The 21,788-nt window shown below is 59.8% G+C and carries 22 protein-coding genes; 6 read left to right on the forward strand and 16 right to left on the reverse strand.

Going from position 1 to position 21,788, the window contains the following annotated elements; genetic code table 11:
• Positions 1–25: 25 nt before the first annotated feature.
• On the reverse strand, positions 26–1,294 hold the full coding sequence (gene thrC / locus BW974_RS12325; RefSeq protein ID WP_076430580.1) for a threonine synthase: 1,269 nt from the start codon (positions 1,292–1,294) through the stop codon (positions 26–28).
• Positions 1,295–1,391: 97 nt separating this feature from the next.
• Positions 1,392–2,387 carry a CapA family protein gene (locus tag BW974_RS12330; protein WP_076430581.1) on the reverse strand — a complete coding sequence of 332 codons (996 nt, stop codon included), beginning with the start codon at positions 2,385–2,387 and terminating at the stop codon, positions 1,392–1,394.
• 169 nt (positions 2,388–2,556) lie between these two features.
• On the opposite strand from BW974_RS12330, the gene BW974_RS12335 reads away from it, so the two are divergent.
• Positions 2,557–3,033 carry a hypothetical protein gene (locus tag BW974_RS12335; protein ID WP_076430582.1) on the forward strand — a complete coding sequence of 159 codons (477 nt, stop codon included), beginning with the start codon at positions 2,557–2,559 and terminating at the stop codon, positions 3,031–3,033.
• A 1-nt stretch (position 3,034) separates the two neighbouring features.
• Here the strand turns inward: BW974_RS12335 and argF are convergent, their stop codons facing one another.
• The 9 genes from argF to BW974_RS12380 all read right to left on the reverse strand — a co-directional run bounded on the left by argF (position 3,035) and on the right by BW974_RS12380 (position 12,036).
• Complete coding sequence (gene argF / locus BW974_RS12340; protein WP_076430583.1) at positions 3,035–3,970, reverse strand: ornithine carbamoyltransferase; 936 nt, start codon at positions 3,968–3,970, stop codon at positions 3,035–3,037.
• Positions 3,967–5,058, reverse strand: a complete 1,092-nt coding sequence (locus BW974_RS12345; protein ID WP_175609689.1) for a [LysW]-lysine hydrolase — start codon at positions 5,056–5,058, stop codon at positions 3,967–3,969. Before BW974_RS12345 ends, argF begins: the two co-directional genes overlap by 4 nt.
• The gene (locus tag BW974_RS12350) at positions 5,055–6,188 is read right to left on the reverse strand and encodes an aspartate aminotransferase family protein (protein WP_076430584.1); all 1,134 of its coding nucleotides are present in this window, start codon (positions 6,186–6,188) and stop codon (positions 5,055–5,057) included. The genes BW974_RS12345 and BW974_RS12350 overlap by 4 nt, the downstream gene beginning before the upstream one ends.
• Positions 6,185–7,147: an acetylglutamate/acetylaminoadipate kinase gene (locus BW974_RS12355; RefSeq protein ID WP_076430585.1), complete on the reverse strand. Its 963-nt coding sequence runs from the start codon at positions 7,145–7,147 to the stop codon at positions 6,185–6,187. Before BW974_RS12355 ends, BW974_RS12350 begins: the two co-directional genes overlap by 4 nt.
• A complete protein-coding gene (gene argC / locus BW974_RS12360; RefSeq protein WP_076430586.1) occupies positions 7,144–8,220 on the reverse strand; it encodes an N-acetyl-gamma-glutamyl-phosphate reductase in 1,077 nt (358 codons plus the stop codon). The genes BW974_RS12355 and argC overlap by 4 nt, the downstream gene beginning before the upstream one ends.
• Positions 8,220–9,080: a lysine biosynthesis protein LysX gene (lysX, locus tag BW974_RS12365; protein WP_076430587.1), complete on the reverse strand. Its 861-nt coding sequence runs from the start codon at positions 9,078–9,080 to the stop codon at positions 8,220–8,222. Before lysX ends, argC begins: the two co-directional genes overlap by 1 nt.
• A 1-nt stretch (position 9,081) precedes the next feature.
• Positions 9,082–9,246 (reverse strand): lysine biosynthesis protein LysW, encoded by a 165-nt coding sequence (gene lysW / locus BW974_RS12370; protein ID WP_049969434.1) that lies wholly within the window; start codon positions 9,244–9,246, stop codon positions 9,082–9,084.
• Positions 9,247–9,395: 149 nt separating this feature from the next.
• Positions 9,396–10,874: an argininosuccinate lyase gene (argH, locus tag BW974_RS12375; protein WP_076430588.1), complete on the reverse strand. Its 1,479-nt coding sequence runs from the start codon at positions 10,872–10,874 to the stop codon at positions 9,396–9,398.
• Positions 10,867–12,036, reverse strand: coding sequence for an argininosuccinate synthase (locus tag BW974_RS12380; RefSeq protein WP_076430589.1), 1,170 nt, complete (start codon positions 12,034–12,036; stop codon positions 10,867–10,869). Before BW974_RS12380 ends, argH begins: the two co-directional genes overlap by 8 nt.
• 353 nt (positions 12,037–12,389) lie before the next feature.
• Between BW974_RS12380 and BW974_RS12385 the strand changes: the two genes are divergently transcribed.
• Positions 12,390–13,484 (forward strand): DUF7537 family lipoprotein, encoded by a 1,095-nt coding sequence (locus BW974_RS12385; protein WP_076430590.1) that lies wholly within the window; start codon positions 12,390–12,392, stop codon positions 13,482–13,484.
• 54 nt (positions 13,485–13,538) lie between these two features.
• Positions 13,539–14,039, forward strand: a complete 501-nt coding sequence (locus BW974_RS12390; protein ID WP_076430591.1) for a 2'-5' RNA ligase family protein — start codon at positions 13,539–13,541, stop codon at positions 14,037–14,039.
• A 28-nt stretch (positions 14,040–14,067) separates the two neighbouring features.
• Here the strand turns inward: BW974_RS12390 and BW974_RS12395 are convergent, their stop codons facing one another.
• Entirely contained in the window at positions 14,068–16,251 is a 2,184-nt protein-coding gene (locus tag BW974_RS12395) for an ATP-dependent DNA helicase (protein ID WP_084186269.1), read from the reverse strand.
• Positions 16,252–16,595: 344 nt separating this feature from the next.
• Positions 16,596–17,567 (reverse strand): cation diffusion facilitator family transporter, encoded by a 972-nt coding sequence (locus BW974_RS12400; protein WP_076430592.1) that lies wholly within the window; start codon positions 17,565–17,567, stop codon positions 16,596–16,598.
• Between the two features lie 104 nt (positions 17,568–17,671).
• Here BW974_RS12400 and BW974_RS12405 point away from each other — a divergent pair, with 104 nt between their 5' ends.
• Positions 17,672–18,193, forward strand: coding sequence for a metallophosphoesterase (locus BW974_RS12405; RefSeq protein WP_076430593.1), 522 nt, complete (start codon positions 17,672–17,674; stop codon positions 18,191–18,193).
• 120 nt (positions 18,194–18,313) lie between these two features.
• On the opposite strand, the gene BW974_RS12410 is transcribed toward BW974_RS12405, so the two are convergent.
• Positions 18,314–18,955: an ArsR/SmtB family transcription factor gene (locus BW974_RS12410; RefSeq protein WP_076430594.1), complete on the reverse strand. Its 642-nt coding sequence runs from the start codon at positions 18,953–18,955 to the stop codon at positions 18,314–18,316.
• Between the two features lie 85 nt (positions 18,956–19,040).
• On the opposite strand from BW974_RS12410, the gene BW974_RS25660 reads away from it, so the two are divergent.
• Positions 19,041–19,193, forward strand: a complete 153-nt coding sequence (locus BW974_RS25660; RefSeq protein ID WP_162833836.1) for a DUF7859 family protein — start codon at positions 19,041–19,043, stop codon at positions 19,191–19,193.
• Between the two features lie 5 nt (positions 19,194–19,198).
• Here the strand turns inward: BW974_RS25660 and BW974_RS25665 are convergent, their stop codons facing one another.
• Positions 19,199–19,372, reverse strand: a complete 174-nt coding sequence (locus BW974_RS25665) for a hypothetical protein (protein WP_175609690.1) — start codon at positions 19,370–19,372, stop codon at positions 19,199–19,201.
• Between the two features lie 101 nt (positions 19,373–19,473).
• Positions 19,474–20,490 carry a threonine aldolase family protein gene (locus BW974_RS12415; RefSeq protein ID WP_076430595.1) on the reverse strand — a complete coding sequence of 339 codons (1,017 nt, stop codon included), beginning with the start codon at positions 20,488–20,490 and terminating at the stop codon, positions 19,474–19,476.
• A 118-nt stretch (positions 20,491–20,608) separates the two neighbouring features.
• Between BW974_RS12415 and BW974_RS12420 the strand changes: the two genes are divergently transcribed.
• Positions 20,609–21,691 carry an aminopeptidase gene (locus tag BW974_RS12420; RefSeq protein ID WP_076430596.1) on the forward strand — a complete coding sequence of 361 codons (1,083 nt, stop codon included), beginning with the start codon at positions 20,609–20,611 and terminating at the stop codon, positions 21,689–21,691.
• Positions 21,692–21,788: the final 97 nt, after the last annotated feature.

Raw genomic sequence — 21,788 nt, forward strand, 5'->3', positions numbered from 1 at the left:
AGGAGGCCGAGGGGGTCGCGGTCATCTACTCCGCCAAATGCTCCAACACGTCGTCGGTGTCGGCCGGAACGGGTTCCGGTTCGACGCCCGCCTCCGCGGCGGCGTCGGGGTCTTTCAGCAGGTGCCCCGTGGTGAGACAGACGACATTTTCGTCCGGCGAAATCTCCCCCGATTCGCGAAGTTTTCGCAGGCCAGCGACAGACGCCGCGCTGGCGGGTTCGACGCCGATTCCGTCCCCTGCGAGCGCTCGTTGTGCATCGGTGATTTCCTCATCCGTGACGGAAATCGCGGTGCCGCCGGTTTCTCGAATCGCCGGGAGGGCTTTCGGTGCGTTGACCGGATTGCCGATTCGGATGGCGGTCGCGATGGTTTCGACCTCGCCCCAGCGGCGGACTTCGTCTGCGTCGGTTTCGACCGCTTCGACCATCGGGGCCGCACCTTCCGCCTGAACGCCGGTCAAGGTCGGGACTTCCTCGGCGGTCAGTTCCCCGGCGGCGACGAGTTCGCGGAAGGCCTTGAACAGTGCGCTGGTGTTTCCGGCGTTGCCGACCGGAAGGACGATTCTGTCGGGAAGGTCGCCCGTCTGGTCGCGGAACTGTTCGATTATTTCCAAGCCAATCGTCTTCTGACCTTCCAGTCGGAAGGGGTTCAGCGAGTTGAGCAGGTACGCTTCGCCACGGTTTGCGAGGTCGGACACGATGTCGAGGCAGTCGTCGAAGTTGCCGTCCACTTCGAGGATTCGCGCGCCGTGAAGGCTCGCCTGCGCCACCTTTCCGGCGGCGACTTTTCCGGCGGGGAGCAAAACGAGGACTTCGGTTCCCGCCCGCGCGCCGTAGCACGCCAACGCCGCGCTGGTGTTACCGGTGCTGGCGCAGGCCAGTCGCTCGGTTCCGAGTTTTTCCGCGACTTTCACGCCGAGCGTCATTCCGCGGTCTTTGAAACTTCCAGTCGGATTCATCCCTTCGTGTTTGACTCGCAGATTCGAGACGCCGACTTCGTCCTCGATGGTGGGTGCCTCGTACAGCGGCGTGTTTCCTTCCTCGATGCTCACGCCGGATTCGACGGGGAGGGCGTCGACGTAGCGCCAGACGCCGCTCCCGGTAGACTCCGCGAAATCGTCGAACGTCGGATGGTCCTCGTAGCGCACTTCGAGCAAACTCTCGCAGTCTGGACACCGATAACGGATTTCATCGAACGGCGGGCCAGCCCACTCGCAGTCGATGCAGGCGAGCCATACCCCGTCGTCGGCGTCGTCGGGAACCGGCGCGGTCGGATTCGAGAGCGTCAGGTTCATTGCCGGGGTGGATGCGTTCCGAGGTGAAAAAGGCGCGGACGGTGGCAACGCTAGTGGGGATGAGAGTCGAAATGGGTTCGAAAGTCGAAAATCAGCGTTACAGCGACAAGACGAGTTCGTCGTCTTCGCGCTCGAACTGCGTTCCGAACGCCGAGGAAAGTGAATCCATCTGTTGCATACTCCAGTTGCCCGCGTAGTGTTCCGCCTCGTGAACCGCGAGGTCGTAGATTTCGGTCGGATGCAATCTGAGTTCTGCAAGGTCGTCGTTCTCAACAGTCAGTTCGAAAATGAAGCTACGGTCGTTGTGTCGTTCGGAATCGACCGCGTAGTCGTCTAGAAAATCGCCAGTGTCATACAGGACGACCGTTCCGTCAACGACTTCCACGCCCTGAAAGACGTGCGCGCTGTGGCCGTGAACGATGTCGACGCCCTGTTTCGCCAACCAGCGGGCGAACTCCCGAAATTCGACGGTGGGTTCCGTGCGCATGTTCGGTCCCCAGTGGAGCGACGCCACGAGCAAATCGGGGTTCGTTTCGCGGGCCTGTGCGAGTGAGTTACCGATGATTCGCGCCGCCTTATCGTTCGTCACATCAAATTCGACGTAAGCGGTTCCAGGACTGTCCGATTCGGCGGCGAACTCCGGCGTGTTGTCGGTGAACGAGACGAACGCGATGTCGAGGCCGTCGATGGAAACGAACGCCGGGGCGCGAGCAGATTCAACGTCGATTCCCGCGCCGGAGTGTGCGATTTCGGCGTCGTCCAGATAGGAAATCGTGTCTCGAAGCGCCTCCGGGCCGTAATCCAGCATGTGGTTGTTGGCGAGGTTCGCCCAATCGACGCCGACCGCGTTCAGCGCCGGAATCGCCCAATCCGGGTCGGCGCGGAAGTGAAACGGTCGATAGGTGTCCGTCCACGGCGTTCCGCGGGCCGACAGACAGCATTCGAGGTTGATGAACAGCCCATCCAGCGCTTTGAGGTGCCTCTCGACGTTTCCCCAAATCGCGGTGACACTGCGCTGTCGCTGTCGTTCATCGACCAACCGCCCCAACATTACGTCCCCCACGAAACCAAGCCGTGTCGTATCCTCGCCCATCGTGAATCCCGTATCCTCTTCGTGTGATAGCGGCAAAAGGCTACCCGTCAGCCGACCGATTTCCGAAATCAAAACACCCGAAAACCCAATAATTAGGCGTTCTTACTGGTGTCTGTCCTGTCCGGCCTCTGCGGAAACATGTATAATTATTCATTATCTATCCTCTACTATGGCACAACAGAGAACGAAGCGAATTACCGACACAGTGCGACGACGCGGGGTAATCAACAAAACGTGGTCGAGTTCGATTCTCGGCGGCCTCGCAGGTGGAATCGTCTTCGGCATCCTCATGCAATCGATGGGAATGATGCCAACTATCGCGTCCCTCTATGGACTCGACGGCGCGACGATGGGGTGGGTTGCCCACCTCTTCCACAGCATCGTGTTCGGCCTCCTCTTCGGGGGAATCGTGACTATGACGCGCCTTCGAAAATACGCCGACAGAATCGCACCGACGACCGGTTTGGGAGCAGTGTACGGCGTCCTTCTGTGGTTCGTCGCCGCGACAATCGTCATGCCGCTCTGGCTGGGCGCAGTCGGGATGGAGATGCCACCGGTTCCGAACTTCGACCCGATGAGCCTCGTCGGCCACCTCGTCTACGGCGTCGTACTGGGCGCGGTGTTCGCGGCGGCCTACCGGCGCTAACTCACCCGTTTTTGTCGAGATACGCCAACAACGCCTTCTGTGCGTGAAGTCTGTTTTCCGCTTGATTCCACGCCAGCGAGCGGTCGCTTTCCAACATGTCGCCGGTAATTTCCTCGCCGCGATGGGCAGGCAGACAGTGCATGACGGACGCCGAATCGGGAAGCAAGTCTTCGTTCAGTTGGAAGCCGTCAAAGGCAGCGAGTTTTTCCTCGCGTTCGTCCTCCTCGCCCATGCTGACCCACACGTCGGTGTAGACGACATCCGCGTCGGCCACCGCTTCCTCCGGGTCGTTCGTCAGCGCAGGCGAGTGGCCGCGGTCACTCGCCCGCGCGAGTGCGTCGCTTGACGGTTCGTATCCCTCCGGTGTGGCAATCGTCAGGTCGAGTCCGACCGTCGAAGCCGCGATTGCGAAGGAGTTGAGGACGTTGTTTCCGTCGCCGACCCACGCGACCGACACGTCTTCGAAGGCTCGCGGGCCGTGCCCGCTCGCCGGTTCCGAGGCGTCTTGCGCCTCGACGAGTTCCTGAATCGTGAGCAAATCCGCGAGCGACTGACACGGATGGGCGATGTCCGAGAGTCCGTTGATAATCGGAACCGTCGCGTATTCGGCCATCTCGACCAGACAGTCGTGGTCGAACACGCGCCCCATGACGAAATCGACGTAGCGCGAAAGCACCCTCCCTGTGTCGGAAACGGGTTCACCGTGGTCGAGGTGGGTGTGTTCCGGCCCCATGAAAACGGCGTGCCCGCCGAGTTGCGTCATCCCCGTCTCGAACGAGAGACGAGTGCGCGTGCTCGGCTTTTCGAACAGCATGGCGAGCGTCTGTCCGGAAAGTTCGGGCGGCGAACCGTTTTTCTTGAACTCGGCCGCGAGCGACAGCACGTCGGCTAGTTCGCTCGGGGATAGGTCGTCCACGTCGAGGAAGTGGCGTGTCATAGCTTCCCCTCCAGCGATTCACAGACTGTCGAAAGGACGGCCACGGACTGGTCGAACTCTGCGAGTTCGAGGTGTTCCTCGGGCGTGTGGTCGAGCGACGAATCGCCTGGCCCGTAAGTCACGACGGGACAGTCCCACGCCTCGGCGTAGATGTTCGCGTCGCTCGTCCCAGTTTTGCGGAGCAAACTCGGGTCGCCGTCCTCGCCTCGAATCGCCACACGAAACGCCCGCGCCAGTTCTGTGCGCGGACTGGCCATGGTGGATGGAATCGAATCGTTCCACGAGACTTCCCCCGAATCCAGTTCGGTTTCGGCAATTTCGCAAATCTCGTCCGCCGTCGTCCCCGGCGGGATTCTGAACTGGACTTCGATTTCGGCCTCGGTTGCCAATCCATCCGCCGCGAGGCCGCCGTCGAACGAAACCGGTTTCGCGGTCACCGATTCGAAGACGGAACCCGATTCGTCCATCGAACCCGCCGTTCCCGTCGAATCGGCGTTCGGTTCGAACGCCGATTCGACAGCAGAGAGCCAACTGACTGCGTGCTGGATGGCGTTCGGTTCCGGGCGGGAGGTGTGGATAGATTCGACGGAAACCGAGTATGTTCCCGAGAGGAATCCACGATAGCCGAGCGTGACGGCGTCCCATCCGCTCGGTTCGCCGTTCACGACGAATTTGGGTTCCGAATAGTCTTCCACGAGACGACGCGCGCCGCGGGAGTCGGTTTCCTCGCCGACGACGCCGACGAAACTCGCGCCCGTTTCGACTGCGGCGGCCGCCATCGCCGCAAGCGGACCTTTGGCGTCCACGCTTCCGCGACCCCAGAGAACGCCGTCATCGACTTCGACCGGAATTTTCCCCGGAACCGTGTCGATGTGCGAGGTGAGCAGAATTTCGTTTCCCGGTGCTCGGACGTTTCCGACGTCGTCTATCCACGCCTCACGGCCATGTTCTTCGAAGAACGAGGTGAGCAGTTCAGCACAGGCCCCCTCGTTTCCCGACACTGATGGCGTTTCGACCAATTCGACCAGCAAATCGTGTGCTTCTAATTTCGCGATTTTCGTTGCTGTCATGGCTTTCGATAGCGTCATTTTCCACCCTCCAACACGTCCGACAGCGCCGCAACGACTCTGTCGAGGTGTTCCGTTTCGACGGTCAGCGGCGGAAGCAGACGCAGAACGCTCCGTCCCGCTGGGAGCGCGAGAATCTGGTGAGAGAGCGCGAGTTCTTTCACTACACGATTCGCGCCGCGTTTCACTTCGATGCCGACCATCAGTCCGTGGCCACGAATATCGCGCACCGGCAGGTTCGCGGCGTCGAGTTCGAACTGAAGGTATTCACCCATCTCTGCCGCGTGTGCGGGGAGATTTTCATCCACGAGCACCGACAGAGTTGCCTCCGCCGCCGCGCTGACGACCGGACTGCCGCTGAACGTCGAACCGTGCGACCCGGCGTCCTCGGCGATCCAGTCGGCACAGAGGGTCGCGCCGATTGGCAGACCGCTGGCCAACCCTTTCGCAGTCGTCAGAATGTCCGGCGTCACTCCGGCGTGTTCACAGGCCCAGAGCGCGCCCGTCCTGCCGAGTCCGGTCTGAATTTCGTCGAACAGCAGTGCGCTCCCCGATTCGGCGGTCACGTCGCGCGCGGTTTGGAGATAGCTCTTCGTTGCGGGATTGACGCCACCCTCGCCCTGCACCGGTTCGAGGACGACGGCGGCAGTTTCGTCGTCCACCGCCGCCGCCAGTTCGTCCTCGTCGCCGTATGTGACGAACTCCACGTCGTCCACGAGCGGTTCGAACGGGGCGCGATATTTCGGCTTCCACGTCACGGAAAGCGACCCCATCGTGCGTCCGTGAAATCCGCGCTTCGCGGCGACGATTTTCGACTTTCCGGTCGCGCTTCTGGCGAACTTCAGCGCCGCTTCGTTCGCCTCCGTGCCGGAGTTACAGAGCCAGACGTTTTCGAGGCCGGAGGGGGCGGCCGTCGCCAACTTCTCGTACAGCGAATCGCGGGACTCCGTCGGGTACGAGGCGTGAACGAACAGCAATTCCGCGGCCTGCTCCTGCACCGCAGAAACGACTTCCGGGTGGCAGTGACCGACGGGCGAAACCGCGTAACTCGCGCCGAAATCGAGGTATTCGGTTCCGTCTTCGGCGTAGAGGTAGACCCCCTCGCCGTGTTCGATTGGAATAGGCTTCTGGGAGTAGACAAACTCGCTCATTTCGAACCTCCCACCGCGGCAGGCGTGAACTTCGTCCCGTGGCCCTTCTGCGACGCGGTAATCGGGTCGCGGTTGTTCGCGTCGGCGATGACGACCGATTTCGCCCCACCGTTCAGAGCCTCCGTGGTCGCCATGACTTTCTTCGTCATGAAACCTTCCGCGACCTGCTTCGCGGTCGCCATCTCCGCAGGAGTGGCGACCTGCTCGATGAGCGTCGTTTCGTCGTCCGGATTTTCGAGCAGTCCCGGAACGTCCGTCAGGACGACGAGTTCGCCACCCAGCGCGCCAGCGATTGCGGCGGCGGCGCGGTCAGCGTCGGCGTTGACGGGCGTTCCGTCGTCGGCCAGCATGGGAACCGTCACGACAGGCGTGTAGTTCTCTGCGAGCAGCGTTTCCAACAGCGAGGCGTTCACGGACTCGATTTTTCCGGAGTGGTCGCCGCGGCGGATTTTCTTCTTGCCGTCTTCCACGACCCTGATGGCGGACTTTCTCGGCCCGGTAAGGAGCGCGCCGTCCACACCTGAAAGTCCGACTGCACGGACGCCTTCTGCCTGCAAATCCGCGGTCAGATCGGTGTTGAGTTTGCCGGGCATGACCATCTCGAACACCTCCATCGCGCGCTCATCGGTGAAACGTCCGACGACGCCGTTGGGTGATTCGACGTATTCGGGTTCTTCACCCAGTGCTTCCAGCGTGTCGTCTACGGCAGTCGAACCGCCGTGGACGACCACCACGTCCTCGCCGTTGGCGGTCAGGTGTGCGATGTCACCGAGTGCGCCCGCCGGATTCACCGCGCGAGCGCCGCCGATTTTCACGACTATTGGGACGTTCTCGTCTTCGTCTGCGATTATGCCACCATCAGTCCAAAGGCCGTCCTCTGCATCCCCCGGAACGTTGTCGTTGTCGATGAGCTGGTCGTGCGCATTCAGCAGTTCATCTTTCGTGTACTTTCCATTCATGGCGACCCCACGGGGTGAAGCCCCTGAAACTCTAGTCCGGCGGTTTCCTCGAATCCCAGTGCGACGTTCGCGGCGTGAACTGCCTGCCCCGCCGACCCTTTCATGAGGTTGTCGATGGCGCTGAAGACGACCACGCGCTTGTTACTCGGGTCGAGTTCGAACCCGACCTCGGCGTTGTTCGTCCCGGCGACCGCCTTGGGTTCGGGGTAGCGATAGACGCCGCTTCCGCCCGCAACAAGGCGGACGAAGGGTTCCTCCTCGTAGCAGCTTCGGTATGCTTTCCAGAGGTCACCTTTCGAAACGGGCGAATCGGGGAACACGTGACTCGTCGCGGATGCGCCGCGAACCATGTCCACGGCGTGCGCCGTGAACGAGACGCTGGTGTCCAGAATGGCCTCGATTTCCGCCTCGTGGCGATGACCTGTCGGTGCGTAGGGACGCACGATTCCCGAGCGTTCGACGTGGCTGGACGCCTTGCTCGGACTCGCGCCGCCCTCCGACGAACCGACTTTCACGTCCACGACGATTTGCTCGCTTCCGGACAGGATTCCGGCGTCGAACAGGGGATACAGGCCGAGAATCGTCGCAGTGGCGTTACAGCCACCCGCCGCAATCAACTCAGCGCCGGGCAGTTCCTCGCGGAATATTTCGGGCAGAGCGTAGACGGCTTCGTCCAAATACTCTGGGCAGACGTGGCCGTCGTACCACTCGTCGTACTCTGCCTCGGTTTCGAGGCGGAAATCCGCGCTCAAATCGACTACCGTGTCTGCGGATTCCTTGAACTCGTCTACGTGCTCCATCGAGACGCCGTGGGGCGTCGCGGCGAACAGCACGTCCACCGAGTCGAGGTCGTCGGGTTCCGAAAAGCGCAGTCCCGTCCCGCGAAGATTCGGATGCACCGAGCCAACCGTCTTGTTGGCGTACTCCCTGCTCGTGGCTTGAGCCACCTCGAAATTGGGGTGGCCGGAGAGCAGGCGAAGCAGTTCGCCACCGGTGTATCCGCTGGCTCCGATGACGGTCGTGGAGAGCGCCGAAACGCTCTCCGCGGTTTGCTCTTCGGTCGCGGCGGCCATCAGGCCACCACCTCCGTTTTCACCGTGGATTCTAACCAATCGACGACTTCGGCGGGAACGTCCACGTCCACCGCCTCGTTCAGCGCCTTGAACTCGACCGTGTGGTTCACCTCGTGAACCGTGTAGCCCGATTCCGTTTCCATCAAATCGACGCCGAGCAGGCCGCCGCCGACCGCATCACTTGCCTGCTTGACCAGCGATTTGGCTTCGGCATCCAGTTCGAATTTCGTCGTTTCCGCGCCTTTCGCGGCGTTCGTCAGCCAATGGTCGTCGTGGCGAGCCATCGCCGCGATGGGTTCACCGTCGATTGCGAGCACGCGGATGTCCCTGCCGGGTTTGTCCACGAACTCCTGCACGTAGAACACCTTGTGCTCGTAGTGGCCGAGCGTGGCCTTGTGTTCCAAGATGGCTTCCGCCGCGCTTTTCGAGTCGATTTTCGCCATGAGGCGACCCCACGACCCGACGACGGGTTTGAGGACACATGGGTAGCCGAAAGACTCGATGGCCTCCATCGCGCTGTTCGTCGTAAATGCGACTTTCGTCGCGGGCGTGGGGATACCCGCGCCCGCGAGCGCGAGACTGGTCTTCACCTTGTCGGCGCAGATGTCCGCCGTCTCGTGGCTGTTGACGACGGGGATTCCGTAGGCCTCGCAGAACTGTGTAGCGTACAGACTTCTGCTCGTCGCCAGACAGCGGTCGATGGCGACGTCGAGGTCGGCGAAGGTGTCCGGCACGTCCGTCAGGTCGAACGTTTCCTTGCGCACGTCGATTTTCGTCACTTCGTGCCCGCGGTCACGGAGTTCGGCGAGCAGGAGCTTTTCGTCCTTGCGGATACGGGAGTAGAGCAATCCTATTTGCACGTTACTCCCCCCAGTCCTCTTCGAGCTCGGGTGCCCGGTCGAGGACTGGCGGGTTCACGTCGATGACTTCCAATTCCACGCCGCAGGTCGCACAGTCGATGATTTCGCCCGATTCCAAATCGTCGTGCAGGGGTACGTCCGCCCCGCACTCAACGCATTCTGCCATTGTACTCTCCCCTATCACACTATCGGACTTAAATCCGTCGTTATTAATTATGAAAAAAAGTCGCAGACTACCGTCTCACGACATGAGAAGGCGAATTTCGCGGTTCGGATTAGTGTTCAAATAGATGCCCCCGGAGGGGTCGCGGTAGTTCAGACATAGTCGTTCACCTCGGTCTGGAGCAGTTCGTTCGCCGATTCCAGCGATTCGACCAGTTCGGCCACAGATTCCTCGTGGACGACCAGCGTCGCCTCCGCATCGCTCAGGCCCTCGGCCATCGCGTCGCCAGCAGGGCCGCCGTGCGAATCGCGCATCTCGACGCTCGTTTCGGGGTCAAGTGCAGACTCAACTTCCTCGCGGGGAACGTACTCCGCGAGCGGTGCGCCAAGCACGTCGTTCGCCGCGGAATCGAGGGCATCATAGTCGGCCTCCCCTGCCGTCGCAACCAACTCGTGCGCCGTGCGGAACGGCACGCCGCACATGGCCAGCAAGTCGGCGACTCCCGTCGCAGTCGAAAAGCCCTCCGCGGATTCCTCGGCCAGCACGTCCTCGTTCCACGTTGCGGTCGCCACCGCGCCCGCCGTAACCTCGACTGCGTCGGTCACGGCGTCGATGGCGCCCCACGCGTGGGGTGTCGCGCGCTGAAGGTCGCGGTTGTACGCACGGGGAAGTCCCTTGAGTGTGGAGAGCAGACCCGACAGTCCGGCGTGCGCATCGCCCGCCACCGCGCGAACCAGTTCGAGGGTGTCGGGGTTCTTCTTCTGGGGCATGATGGACGACGTGGACGAGTAATCATCCGACAGTTCCACGAACCCGCGATTCGAGTAGATGACGAGGTCTTCCGCGATTCCCGAGAGCGTCGTGGCGAGGTTCGCCAGCGCGGACACCGTCTCTACGAGGAAATCGCGGGCAGACGAGGCGTCCATTGAGTTCCCCAAGACCGAATCGAACCCGAGCAGGTCGGCCACGCGCTCGCGGTTCACGTCGAAGGGAGTCCCCGCAAACGCCGCAGAGCCGAGAGGCGACTGGTTCACTCTCCCGTAAGCATCGAGCAGGCGTTCCGTATCGCGCGAAATCGCCTGTTCGTAGGACGCGAGGAAGTGCCCGACCGTGGTCGGTTGGGCAGGCTGAAGGTGCGTGTAGCCTGGCATCACCGTATTCGCGTGCGACTCCGCCGTTTCGAGCAGTGCTTCGCGGAGTGCGAGCGTTGCATCCAATACACCCAAAACGTCTTCGCGGAGACGGTAGCGGATGCAGGTCGCAACCTCGTCGTTCCTGCTTCTGGCGGTGTGCATCTTCCCGCCGTCGTCCCCGACTTTCTGGACGACCGACGTTTCGATTGCGGCGTGAACGTCCTCGCCGTCCGGCAGGGAGCCGTGGCCATCGACTTCGACCACATTCAGCGCGGTGAGAATCTCGCCCGCCGTCTCGTCCTCGATGATGCCCTGTTCCGCGAGCATCACAACGTGGGCGCGGTCTACCGCGAGGTCTGCTGTGAAGATGCGCTCATCCGCGGACAGCGACGAGAGGAATCCGCGAGCAGGGCCGCCGCTGAAACGGTCGCCGCGAACGACATCGCCGTCGCCGTTTCCGCTCTCATCGCTCCCGATTCCACTCCCTTGCTCACTCATTATTCGCTAAGCGTGCCTGATAGCCGTGGTATTTCGCCACTCCTGTCGCGTCGGCCTGTTCGATTTTGCCGACGGTTTCGGTGTTGAACGAGGCGGCGTCCTCGGAGTACACCGCGTATTCGCTTTCGCGGGCGACCGGGCGGGCCTGTCCGCCCTCGAATTTGACCGTCACCGTGCCGGTGACCTTCTCCTGCGTGGTGTCGATGAAGCCGTCGAGGGCGTCCACGAGCGGTGCGGAAAGCAGTCCCTCGTAGGCCTTTTCGGCCCACTGCTGGTCGATTCCAGTTTTGGACGAGCGTTCTTCTTTCGTCAATACCAGTCCTTCGAGGGCTTGGTGCGCGTTGAGAAGGGTCGTCGCAGCGGGGTGTTCGTAATTTTCGCGCACTTTCAGGCCGAGCATGCGGTCTTCCATGAGGTCAGTGCGCCCGACGCCGTGCTTGCCCGCGAGTTCGTTCAGGTATTCGATGAGTTCGACCGAATCGTAGGATTCGCCGTCGATGGCGACGGGTTTCCCGTTCTCGAACTCGATTTCGATGAGTTCGGTTTCCGCGCCCGGTTTCGTCGTCCATTCGTAGATTTCCTCCGGCGGGACGTAGCCGGGGTCTTCCAGATTGCCGCCCTCGACGGAGCGACTCCAGAGGTTCGTATCGATGCTCCAGACGCCCTCGTTGCCGCCCTCCACGGGCAGGTCGTGGTCGTCGGCGTACTCCATCTCCCATTTGCGGGTCAAGCCGAGTTCACGCACGGGCGCGATGACTTCCAAATCGGAGGCACGCCAAACCGCCTCGAAACGCAACTGGTCGTTTCCTTTTCCGGTACAGCCGTGTGCTACGGCGTCACAGTCGTTTTGCTTCGCCACGTCGAGAATCGCTTTGGCGATTACCGGGCGGGCGAGTGCTGTCCCGAGCGGATAGCCCTGATACGTCGCGTTGGCTTTCACCGCGTCAAGGCACTGTTCCGCGAACGCGTCTTTCGCGTCCACGACGTAATGTTCCAGATTGAGTGCTTCCGCGGTTTCCTCCGCTTCTGCAAATTCCTCTTCGGGTTGTCCCACGTCTACGGTGACGCCGATTACCTCGTCGTAGCCATATTCCTCTTCGAGGAGTGGGACGCATACTGTCGTGTCGAGTCCGCCCGAGAAGGCGAGTGCAACGGATTTCATTGTGGACGTTGCCAAGGACTCCACCCACTTAAATTCTTCTCAATTTATTGAGAAATAATCGCACAGAATAGACTAACGGCGAGTTGGTACGTTTTGAGGGCGCGTTGAACGAACGAAAGGTCGGGGTGGAATAGGTATTAGTGGGACTAGAAAAGCCCCGGTCGCCGTCGCACGCAGAAGGAGTCGAAGGCGGACTCGTCGCTCACGACAGGGGCGACCCCGGTGGCGCGAGTCCACGACATTGTGAGTGTGTTCTGGCTTGGGTCATATAAAGGCTTTCGGCACGGCAATGGTTGCCAGCGATTCGTTTCTGCTGGCGAGAGTTTATTATCTTCCGATGAAAACATGGTTGAATGCGACGACTCCCTGCCCTCCTGTTCGCCCTCCTCATCGTGACTTCTGGCTGTGCGGAGTACCTCCCGTGGTCGGAGCAGTCGCCGGAACCGGAAACCGACTCACAAGCTGATTTGAACCCACCACCCGGCGCAAACACGCAGTGGATATTCGACGCGGAGCGACTCGTTTCTGCGCATGAATCCGCGCTTGCGGGAATGAATTATCGGAAGGAGGTTCGGATTCGCCCGAATCACAGTGTTGGCCCATCGAAATGGGCAAATTCGACACTCACCGTACACGCCGGTGAAGGACGACTACTCATCGACCAGCGCGGTGAAATCCCCGGCCGTTTCGGCGCTGGCGGTTCATACAAAGCCTTCGTGGCGAACAACACCACAACCCGAAATACCCCAAGACAGGTAGGGACTCAGTATGTCTCTGCTTCTAACCAAACGGGTTCACTTCCGGAAAACGTCAAGAACAACACCCAGATGAGCCAAATCCTCACGAACTCTGATTTCACGTGGAATGGGACGACCACTCGAAACGGAATCAGACTGTATCGCTACCAGGCAAGTACGCACACCGAACTTCCCGATGTGAAGTCGCTCACTGCGACCGTCTTCGTGGACGAACGAGGATTCATTCACGAACTCTCGGGGTCGCTTCAAACGAGCGGTAGCCGAGCTGTTTCTGTCGATTTCTCATACCGATTTTCAGAGGTGGCATCACCACCGACGAAACCCCTCTGGGTTAACAATGTGCCAACAATAACCGTGAACTCCGAAACCAAGCCCGGAGTCATTGTGATTGAACATAGGAGTGGAACGGTCATTCCAGCCGGGACAACCATTAGATTCAGCTTGTTCAACCAGTCAAATCACCCATTTGGCGATGCCGAACTTTCAAAGCCGCTCAAACCGGGCGACGTTGCGTATCTCTCGATTCGCGGCTTCGAAGAGAGTGGAAATGGCCGACTCATTGCTGATGGGGAGATGGCGGTGAATCAACCTCCAGCAAACGAATCGGCCATTTCACTTTCCAACTGGACTGTCTTTGTCGATATTAACACCGAGAAATGGTCTACTAGTGCTCGGGGCGGTTCATCCTAAAACGACTAACCACGAACGCCACCCTCATATTCTTCCCCTCTCTCGAATCGAACAGTGTACAGCCTCAACGTTCCCGTTCCCGGCGAAGTCGCCCGCCTTGCAGAGAAACTTCGCCCATCGCTCTACCAGTTCGACACTGTCCGCGACCAGCACACCTTGGTTGTCAAACGATTCGGCGACCGCCAAAATTACGACCGACTCGAAATGCAGGTTCGAACCGCGCTCGTCGGGTCACCTGTCTTCGAAGCCAAAATAGCCGAAATCGACCTGTTCGAAAATCCGGCACGCGGGGATGGCCCCGTCGTCTACCTTGCCGTGGAAAGCCCAGGTCTGCGCGAACTCCACCGCGAACTGGTTGCCGAGTTCGATTGTATCGAGGGCATCGAAGGTGACGACTACGTTCCGCACGTGACGCTCGCTCGTGGCGGAAATCCGGATGCGGCTCAGCAACTCACGGAACGAGACATCAACCCGATTACGTGGAACATCACGAGACTACAGCTTTGGGATGCGACCTACGAAGAACCAGCGGCGACGATTTCGCTTCCAGCGTAATATTCAGAAAATCTCCAACCAATCCGATTCATTGTGGTTTCGGCGGTTCCCCGTTCCACGCATCCTTGTCGGTGAAGAAGTTCAGCATAGCGAATTTGAGTTTTTCTGGAGCGATGTCCAGCATCTCCTCGCGTTCTTCCGGCGGGAAGGTTTCTCGGACACTGTATTTGCCCATCTCCCGCACGCTTTTTTCGGTGTAGCGTTTGTCCAACAGCACTCTGATGCCGAAATCCTCGGGGGAGCGAATCACTCGCCCCAATGCCTGCCTGGTTTTCCGAATCGTTGGAATTTCGACGGCGTACTCCCAGCCCGAATTTCGGCCTGAACGGTCGGCGAACACCCTGTCGTAGGCGTCCTGCACCGCGTCCATCCGGTCGTCCAAGTGGGGGTACGGAACGCCAACCACGACCACGGTTCGGGCGTCGTCTCCGTCGAAGCTGACACCCTCGGCCAACGTTCCCCAGAGCGAAGTGAAGAGGACGCCGTTTTGGTCGCTGGTGAACTGCTGGCGAAGTTCCTCGACGGGTGTTCCTGCTTCGTCGAAGTAGAGACTCCCGTCGATTCGGTTTCGAACGAGGTCGCGGTAGCGTTCTGCTTCCGAATAGCTCGGGAAGAAAACGAGCGTATTCCCGGCGGTGAATTTGACAGTGTCGGTCAGCACGTCCGCGATGGTCTCTTGGGTTTCCCGCTCGCTTCGCTCGCTGGCGAACAGTGCGGGCGATTCGACCGCGAAGGTTCGGCGATTTTCCTCGGGAAATTGGAGGCCGTAGGCCAACGTGACTGGCTCTGTGAGTCCCAACACGTCCGACAGCACGTCGAAGGGGCGCAGAGTCGCACTCATCAAGACTGTCGCGTACACCTCATCGAAGAGGGCTTTGGTCACTTCGCGCGGGATGCAGGTGTACAGTTCCGCTCGTCCGTACACTTCGTCGGTGCCTTCGTCGCGCCGAACCGCGGCAACCGGGTACTGGCCGAGTTCGGCCCCCTCGTCCATGTAGGATTTGACGAAGTTCGCGGCCTGAAGCGTCTGGCACTCCTGTCGGGTTTTTGCGTCGCCTTCTTTGTACGCTTCCTCGTACTGCTGGTCGAGTTCTTTGGCGAGGCCGAGCGCGTCGTCCAGTTCGTCGTCGATTCCCTTCCCGGTGTACTCTTGAAGGAAATTGAGGGTGAGGTCGTCGCGCTTGTTCTCGTTCGCCACCGGCACGTCCTGCCAGTTTTCGCCGACCGCTTCGCGCTCGCCGAAGCCGAACGAATCCTCGTAGGTGGCCTTTAGGGCGCGCTGGAACGCGGCGAGGACGTTGAACCCCGACTCGCTCCGGAAGTCGTCGCTCTCCTGCAATTCGTCCAGCGCGCTGTCGAGGGTGTTCTCGGTCAGGGTTCGAGAGGCGTGGTCGCGCGCCGTCCCTTCGATGTTATGGGCCTCGTCGAAGATGGTGATAACGTCCTCCGGGTCGCGGTCTAACCACCGGAAGAACTGCTCGCGTATCATCGGGTCGAGAAGGTGGTGATAGTTGCAGACGACCAAATCGACGCCCTCCATCCCGTCTTTCAGCAGTTCGTAGCCGCACATCTGCTGTTGCTCTGCGTACTCGTAGATGTCGTCCGGCGTCCGAACGTCCTTGTAGAGCCACTGGTAGAACTCGCCCGTGTCCTCGGTAAGGTTGTTGTAATAGTAGTCACAGACGTTCGCTTCGCGCAGGTTTTCGACCTCCTCTTGAATCTGGTCGAGTTCGTCCATCACCGCACTCCGGGCCTCCGCGGCGGTTTCGTCGCCATCCTGCATCACTTCGAGCAGTTCGCGCTGGCGCTGTTCGAGTTCCTGTTTGTCGCGTTCCTTATCCACGACTTCGTAGGTGTTGTCCCGGAGCACCTGACACTCCTGATAGTCCACGTCGATGTGACACATCGACCCTTTCCCGCGGAAGACGACGGCGCGAAGGGGTTCGTTCTCGTTGATTTCGCGCGCCTCGGTCACGAACTGGCGCATCTGCTGGTGGACGTTGGTCGTGATGACCACCGTTTTGTCCTCCTCGCGGGCGAACTCCAGCGCGGGCGCGAGCGACGAGAGCGTTTTTCCCGTCCCACACGCACCCTCGAAAACCACGTCTTGTCCGCGAGCCAGTCCGTTGTAGATACGGTCCATCGCCTCCTGCTGGTTGTCGTAGGGCGACTCGTAGGGAAAGAACCGCATATACTCGTTCGTCGTAGACACGATACGGAATATTCGCGGCTTGGTTCAAAAAGTCTTGCCTCCGTGAGAGATACGCATCGTTCGGTGTGTGACCGCGATTTCTCGAAAACATCGTTTTGTTTGTTTGTGGGGTTTCACTGTGTGTCGTTTATTTCGGTGTTGCTAGCTATTCACAACTCCAATGAATCCGACACGACGACACGAGCAGTAAGCGGTTCAAGTTGGTGAAATTCACCTTGGAAACTACCGACAGCTGTTCAACAAAACTTAGAGTGCTTGCGTCTGGTGGCAGACGTTCAACAGAATCCAAAACACCCACAGCCGTCACACGATGTCTCAAACCAGGGAAACAGCACAGAACGAGTTTATACGGCGGACTGTGATTCTTTCTCTACTTGCACTTCGGGTTCGATGTACACCTTTTTCACGTGTTCGTTCGCTTCAAAGAGGTCGTTTTCGAGGGCGGTAATTCGGTCGTCTATCTCACCCGTATCGAGTCCCGGGTCGAACGCCACGTCGCCAGCGACGATGGCTTTCCCGGGACCGAAGTAGACGGTTCGGAAGTCGATAATCTCGACGACGCCCTCGGCCTCGCCGAGCATCATTCGAAGCACGTCCTCCTCTTCTTTCGGAAGACTCTCGCCGAGAAGCAGTCGCTTGTTCTCCAACGCGAGGGCGACGGCGAATCCCATCAGCATGAGGCCGATGAGTAAGGCGGATGCGGCATCGTACATCGGGTTTCCGGTGTACCGGGTGAGGAAAACACCGAACAGCGCGATTCCCGCCCCGCCGAGGGCGATGGTGTCCTCGGTGAGCGCCGTCAGGGTCGTCACGTCGCTGGTTTTGCGGAAGGCCTCCCGAAAGCCGCTCCAGTTTCGGCGATTAATTTCGATTTTCATCGCCTTGTACGCCTTGCTGAAGGCGTAGCTCTCGAACAGTATCGCGCCGACGAGGACGCCGTAGTTGACGAACACCGGGTCGAAGGTGAACGAGAGAAGCGTCACTTCCGCGATTTCCTCGGCGTGCGGGTTCATAAGCGCTTGATACCCGTGTTTCGCGCTCTCCCACCCGGCGATACCGAACAGGAGGACGCTCACCAAAAAGCTGTAGAAAAACTGCGCCTTGCCGAATCCGAAGGGGTGACCGCGGGTCGCCTCGCGCCCGCTGTACCGGATTCCGATGAGGAGAAAAATTTGATTTCCGGTGTCGGAGATGGAGTGATACGTCTCCGAGAGCATCGCCGGACTCATCGTGAGGAGATACCCGACAAACTTCAACACGGCAATTGCCCCGTTCGCAACGAGGGCGGCAATTACCACGGATTTGCTACTCGCCATTACCGAATAGCCTCACGGAGGTGTCAAAGTCCTTGCGACGAGAAATCCCGCAGAAGAGTGGATACGGCGGAAGACGCAAGATGGTTCGATTCCAACGCGGAAGTATGATTACTATCGTCTCCGACACGCACAGCGAGACGGGCCACGAACTCACCGGCCGAACCTTGGAGGCCGTTCGCGAGGCCGACCTCGTCGTTCATGCCGGGGATTTCACGACCGAGGCCGCGCTCTCTGCCTTCGAATCGGAGAGCAACCGACTGGTCGCGGTTCACGGCAACAACGCGACGCCGAAAGTACTCGACCGACTGCCGAAAGTGCGAACGTTCGAGGAAAACGGGGTTCGATTCGTTGTCGTCCATCGCCACCGAAGCGGGAGTACGGGACTGGAACTACTCGGACGTGAGCGAGACGCAGACGTGGTTATCTTCGGCCACTCGCATCGACATCTCGTAGAAGACACTGGTGAGGTGCTGTTGTTGAATCCGGGCAGTCACGCCCAACCGCGGGGCGGACTCCGGACACATCTCGAATTGGAACCGCGGAAGGAGGGCTTTGGTGGTGGGGTTCGTCGTGGGGATGGAGAACTTCTTCAGGAGTTCTCCGTTGGAGGGGTGGTGGAAAGCTGATGGCGTTTGCGAAGGGCCGAAGCAGGGCGGTTCCATTTTATCGTATGCACCCCGAGATAATGTACTCTTGGTAAACTCAAAAAAGCGTTTTAGTTATCGGTTTCACACCGAAAATCTCGGTCAGTCTCTGATAACGTACCACCAAACGGCACCGAGCGCGAGAACCAGCGCCCCTCCTGCGAAGAATAGCACTCCCGGCGGAACCGTGGTGATGACGGCGTCTGCGGCGCTCTGAGCGGGATCCGTGGATTGCGCAGAAAACGTCCCCATATCGCCACCCGTATCCGAATTTTCCGCGGCCTGCCCGCCGATTCCCAGCATACCTTCCGTGACGGCGTACTGAATCACGGCGCTGACCGCACCGAGCAGAACTGCCACGCCGAGGACGCGCGAGAGGGCGTCCTTGAGTCCCGTAGTCTGGTCTTCGCGCCCGGCGAACAGGATGAGCGGGCCGTCGGTCGGCGCGTACACTTTCATCTCTCTGCCTTTCTCGGAGTAGATGGTGTCCACAGCAGAGATGAGTTCTGCGTCCTCCAACTTCTGAAGGTGGTACTGGGCGTTCTGAAGCGAGGTATCGACTTCGTCACTCAGTTCGGACGCAGTGGCGGGTTGGTCGTGAAGCGCGGAAAGAAGGCTCCGGGCGGTTCCTGACGAGAGTGCCCCGAGCAAATCGTCGGCGTCGTCGCTATCGACGCCGAGTACCCGCGGGTTGCCACCCGTCGGGGGTTCTACGTCCGTGCTGGAGGGCAAGAGGTCTGCCATATTTATGCGTATGAAACTGCTCGTCAATCAACTTTGTCACTAGCACGGCGAAACGAATTTGGTTCGTGAACTGATAGGCACGGGTATGCAACCAATCGACATCATCGGAGAGTACATCGGCGACCCCGTGTTCGTCGGCCTTCTCGTCGCCATCCTCGCGTTCGTGTTCTTCATCTACCTGTTCATCCGCCGGACGCTCACTGGGTTTCAGGAAGGTGTACAGAAGGGGCAACGATAACTCGACTACGACTCGAACGCTTCGAATTCGTTGATAATCACGCCACCGATGCCGACGACGAATCCGAGCCACAGCGTTATGACTGCCCATTCGTAGGGAAGGAGTACGTTACCAAGAAGCGATATCCCGCCGAACGACAGCAACAGAATCCCGAGCAGGAGATAGTCCGTGGTTTGCATAGTCCCCGACTCGGCTGGCAGAGCAAATCTCTTCTGGAGGTCGTCTTCCGCCACGACCCCCTCTTATAACGACTCACCCCGGATGAATCACGAAATCACGCTCAGAGCGCGTCCCGAACGTTCCCCGCCGCGACTTCGACATCCTCCTCGCTCACGTCCCAGTGGGTACAGAACCGGGCGACGTGCGTGTCGAACTGCGTGCCGAGGACGCCCATCTCCTCGCAGGCGGTGAGGAACTCGTCCGCCGTCAGTCCGGCCTTTTCGGTGTTCACGAGGACGATGTTCGTCTCGGGTCGTTGCACCGAAAGCCCGCCAGCGTCGGCCAATCCGTCGGCAAGGATTCGTGCGTTTTCGTGGTCGTCCGCGAGTCGGGAGACGTTGTCGAGCGCCAACAGTCCCGGCCCGGCCAGCAGGCCGACCTGCCGCATTCCGCCGCCGAACAGCTTTCGCGTACGGCGTGCACGCGCGATGAAATCTTCACCACCTACGAGCATCGACCCGACCGGCGCGCCCAGTCCCTTCGAGAGACAGAACATCACGGAATCGACATTTTCGGTAAATCGGGCGGGCGACACGTCGTGTGCGACGGCGGCATTGCAGACTCGTGCTCCGTCCAAGTGAACCGGAACACCGATTTCGTGGGCCGCCTCCGCCGCGGCGTCGATTTTTTCGGGAGAAATCGCAACTCCGCCCTTGCTGTTGTGCGTATTTTCGAGGCTTAAAAGACCAGTTCCGGGACGGTGTGCGTCCTCCTCGACGTAGCCCGATGTCACCTGTTCCGGCGTCGGAACCCCTCTCTCGCCGCCGTCGAGGGTTCTGACTTGCAAACCTGCATGTTGCGCTAACCCGCCGAGTTCCCATTTGAAGACGTGGCTCTCGCGCTCCACGAGGATTTCCTGTCCGCGCTTCGTGTGGACGCGGGCGGCGATTTGATTGCCCATCGTTCCCGTCGGAACGTACAGCGCGGCTTCCATTCCCATCAACTCGGCGGCGCGGGTTTCCAGTTCGTTCACCGTCGGGTCTTCGCCGTACACGTCGTCGCCAACGTCGGCGGTGTGGGCCGATTCACGCATCTCCTCGCTCGGTTTGGTTACCGTGTCGCTCCGCAGGTCTATCATGACCGCCCCTTTCGCGGCGGTGGACAAATAATCGAGGGTAGAGACGAAATCGACAGTCGGGACGATTTTCCGGGTGATGTATCGAAAGCGGTTTCAGACATCCATGAAATCGACTAGCATGGACTCTCGGATTCGGAAACACGCCGAAATCATCGTTGACCATTCCCTCGACATCGACGCAGGCGACAAAGTCGTCCTTCGCGTTCCGTCGGTCGCAGACGACCTCGCTATCGCCCTGTCCGAACTGCTCGGTGAGCGCGGTGCGTTCCCCCTCGTCACCGCCGGACGCCGCGACCGAAAACGTGCCGCATTTCTCAAATCTATCGACCCCGACGCTCTCGACACACCAGAGCACGAAAAGGCACTGTTTGAGGCGGCAGATGCAGTGGTTCACGTTCGCGCACACGAAAACGCCTCCGACATGAGCGACGTAGACGCCGAGACGCACGCGGCATACAACCAAGCGTATCAGCCGGTACAGGAAGAAATCCTCTCGATGCCGTGGTGTCTCACGCAACATCCATCGCCGGGAAGCGCGCAGTTGGCCGAGATGAGCACCGAATCCTACGAGGAGTTCGTCTACGGCGCAATGAACAAAGATTGGGATGAACAGCGCGAGTTCCAGCAGGAGATGGTTGAAATCTTGGACGCCGGGGATGAAGTTCGAATCGTCTCCGGCGACACCACCGACCTCACGATGTCCATCACGGGCATGAAGACCATCAACGACCACGGGAAGAACAACCTACCCGGCGGCGAAGTGTTTACCGCGCCGGTTCCCGATTCGGTCGAAGGTGAAGTGCTGTTCGACAAACCGCTCGTTCATCAGGGGCATATCGTGGAGGGAGTCTGGCTGAAATTCGAGGAGGGCGAAGTCGTTGATTTCAGTGCCGAAAAGAACGAGGACGTTCTCGCGGGCGTTCTCGACACGGACGACGGTGCGCGCCGACTCGGCGAACTCGGCGTCGGTATGAACCGCGACATCGACCAGTTTTCCTACAACATGCTTTTTGACGAGAAGATGGGCGACACCATCCACCTCGCCATCGGCATGGCCTATGACATCTGTGTACCCGAAAGTCAGGAACAGAACGAAAGCGCGGTTCACGTCGATATGATAGTCGATATGAGCGAGGATTCGCGGATAGAAGTAGACGGCGAAGTCGTTCAGCGGAACGGAACATTCACGTTCGAGGAGTAGCGCGAAACCACGAAAACGCGGATATCCGCCAGATATAACAGTATTTTAGTATAAAGTCGAGAAATCGCCTGCAAACTGCGCGTTCACAATTATAATT

This window comes from Haladaptatus litoreus, from assembly GCF_900156425.1.
Taxonomy (GTDB): domain Archaea; phylum Halobacteriota; class Halobacteria; order Halobacteriales; family Haladaptataceae; genus Haladaptatus; species Haladaptatus litoreus.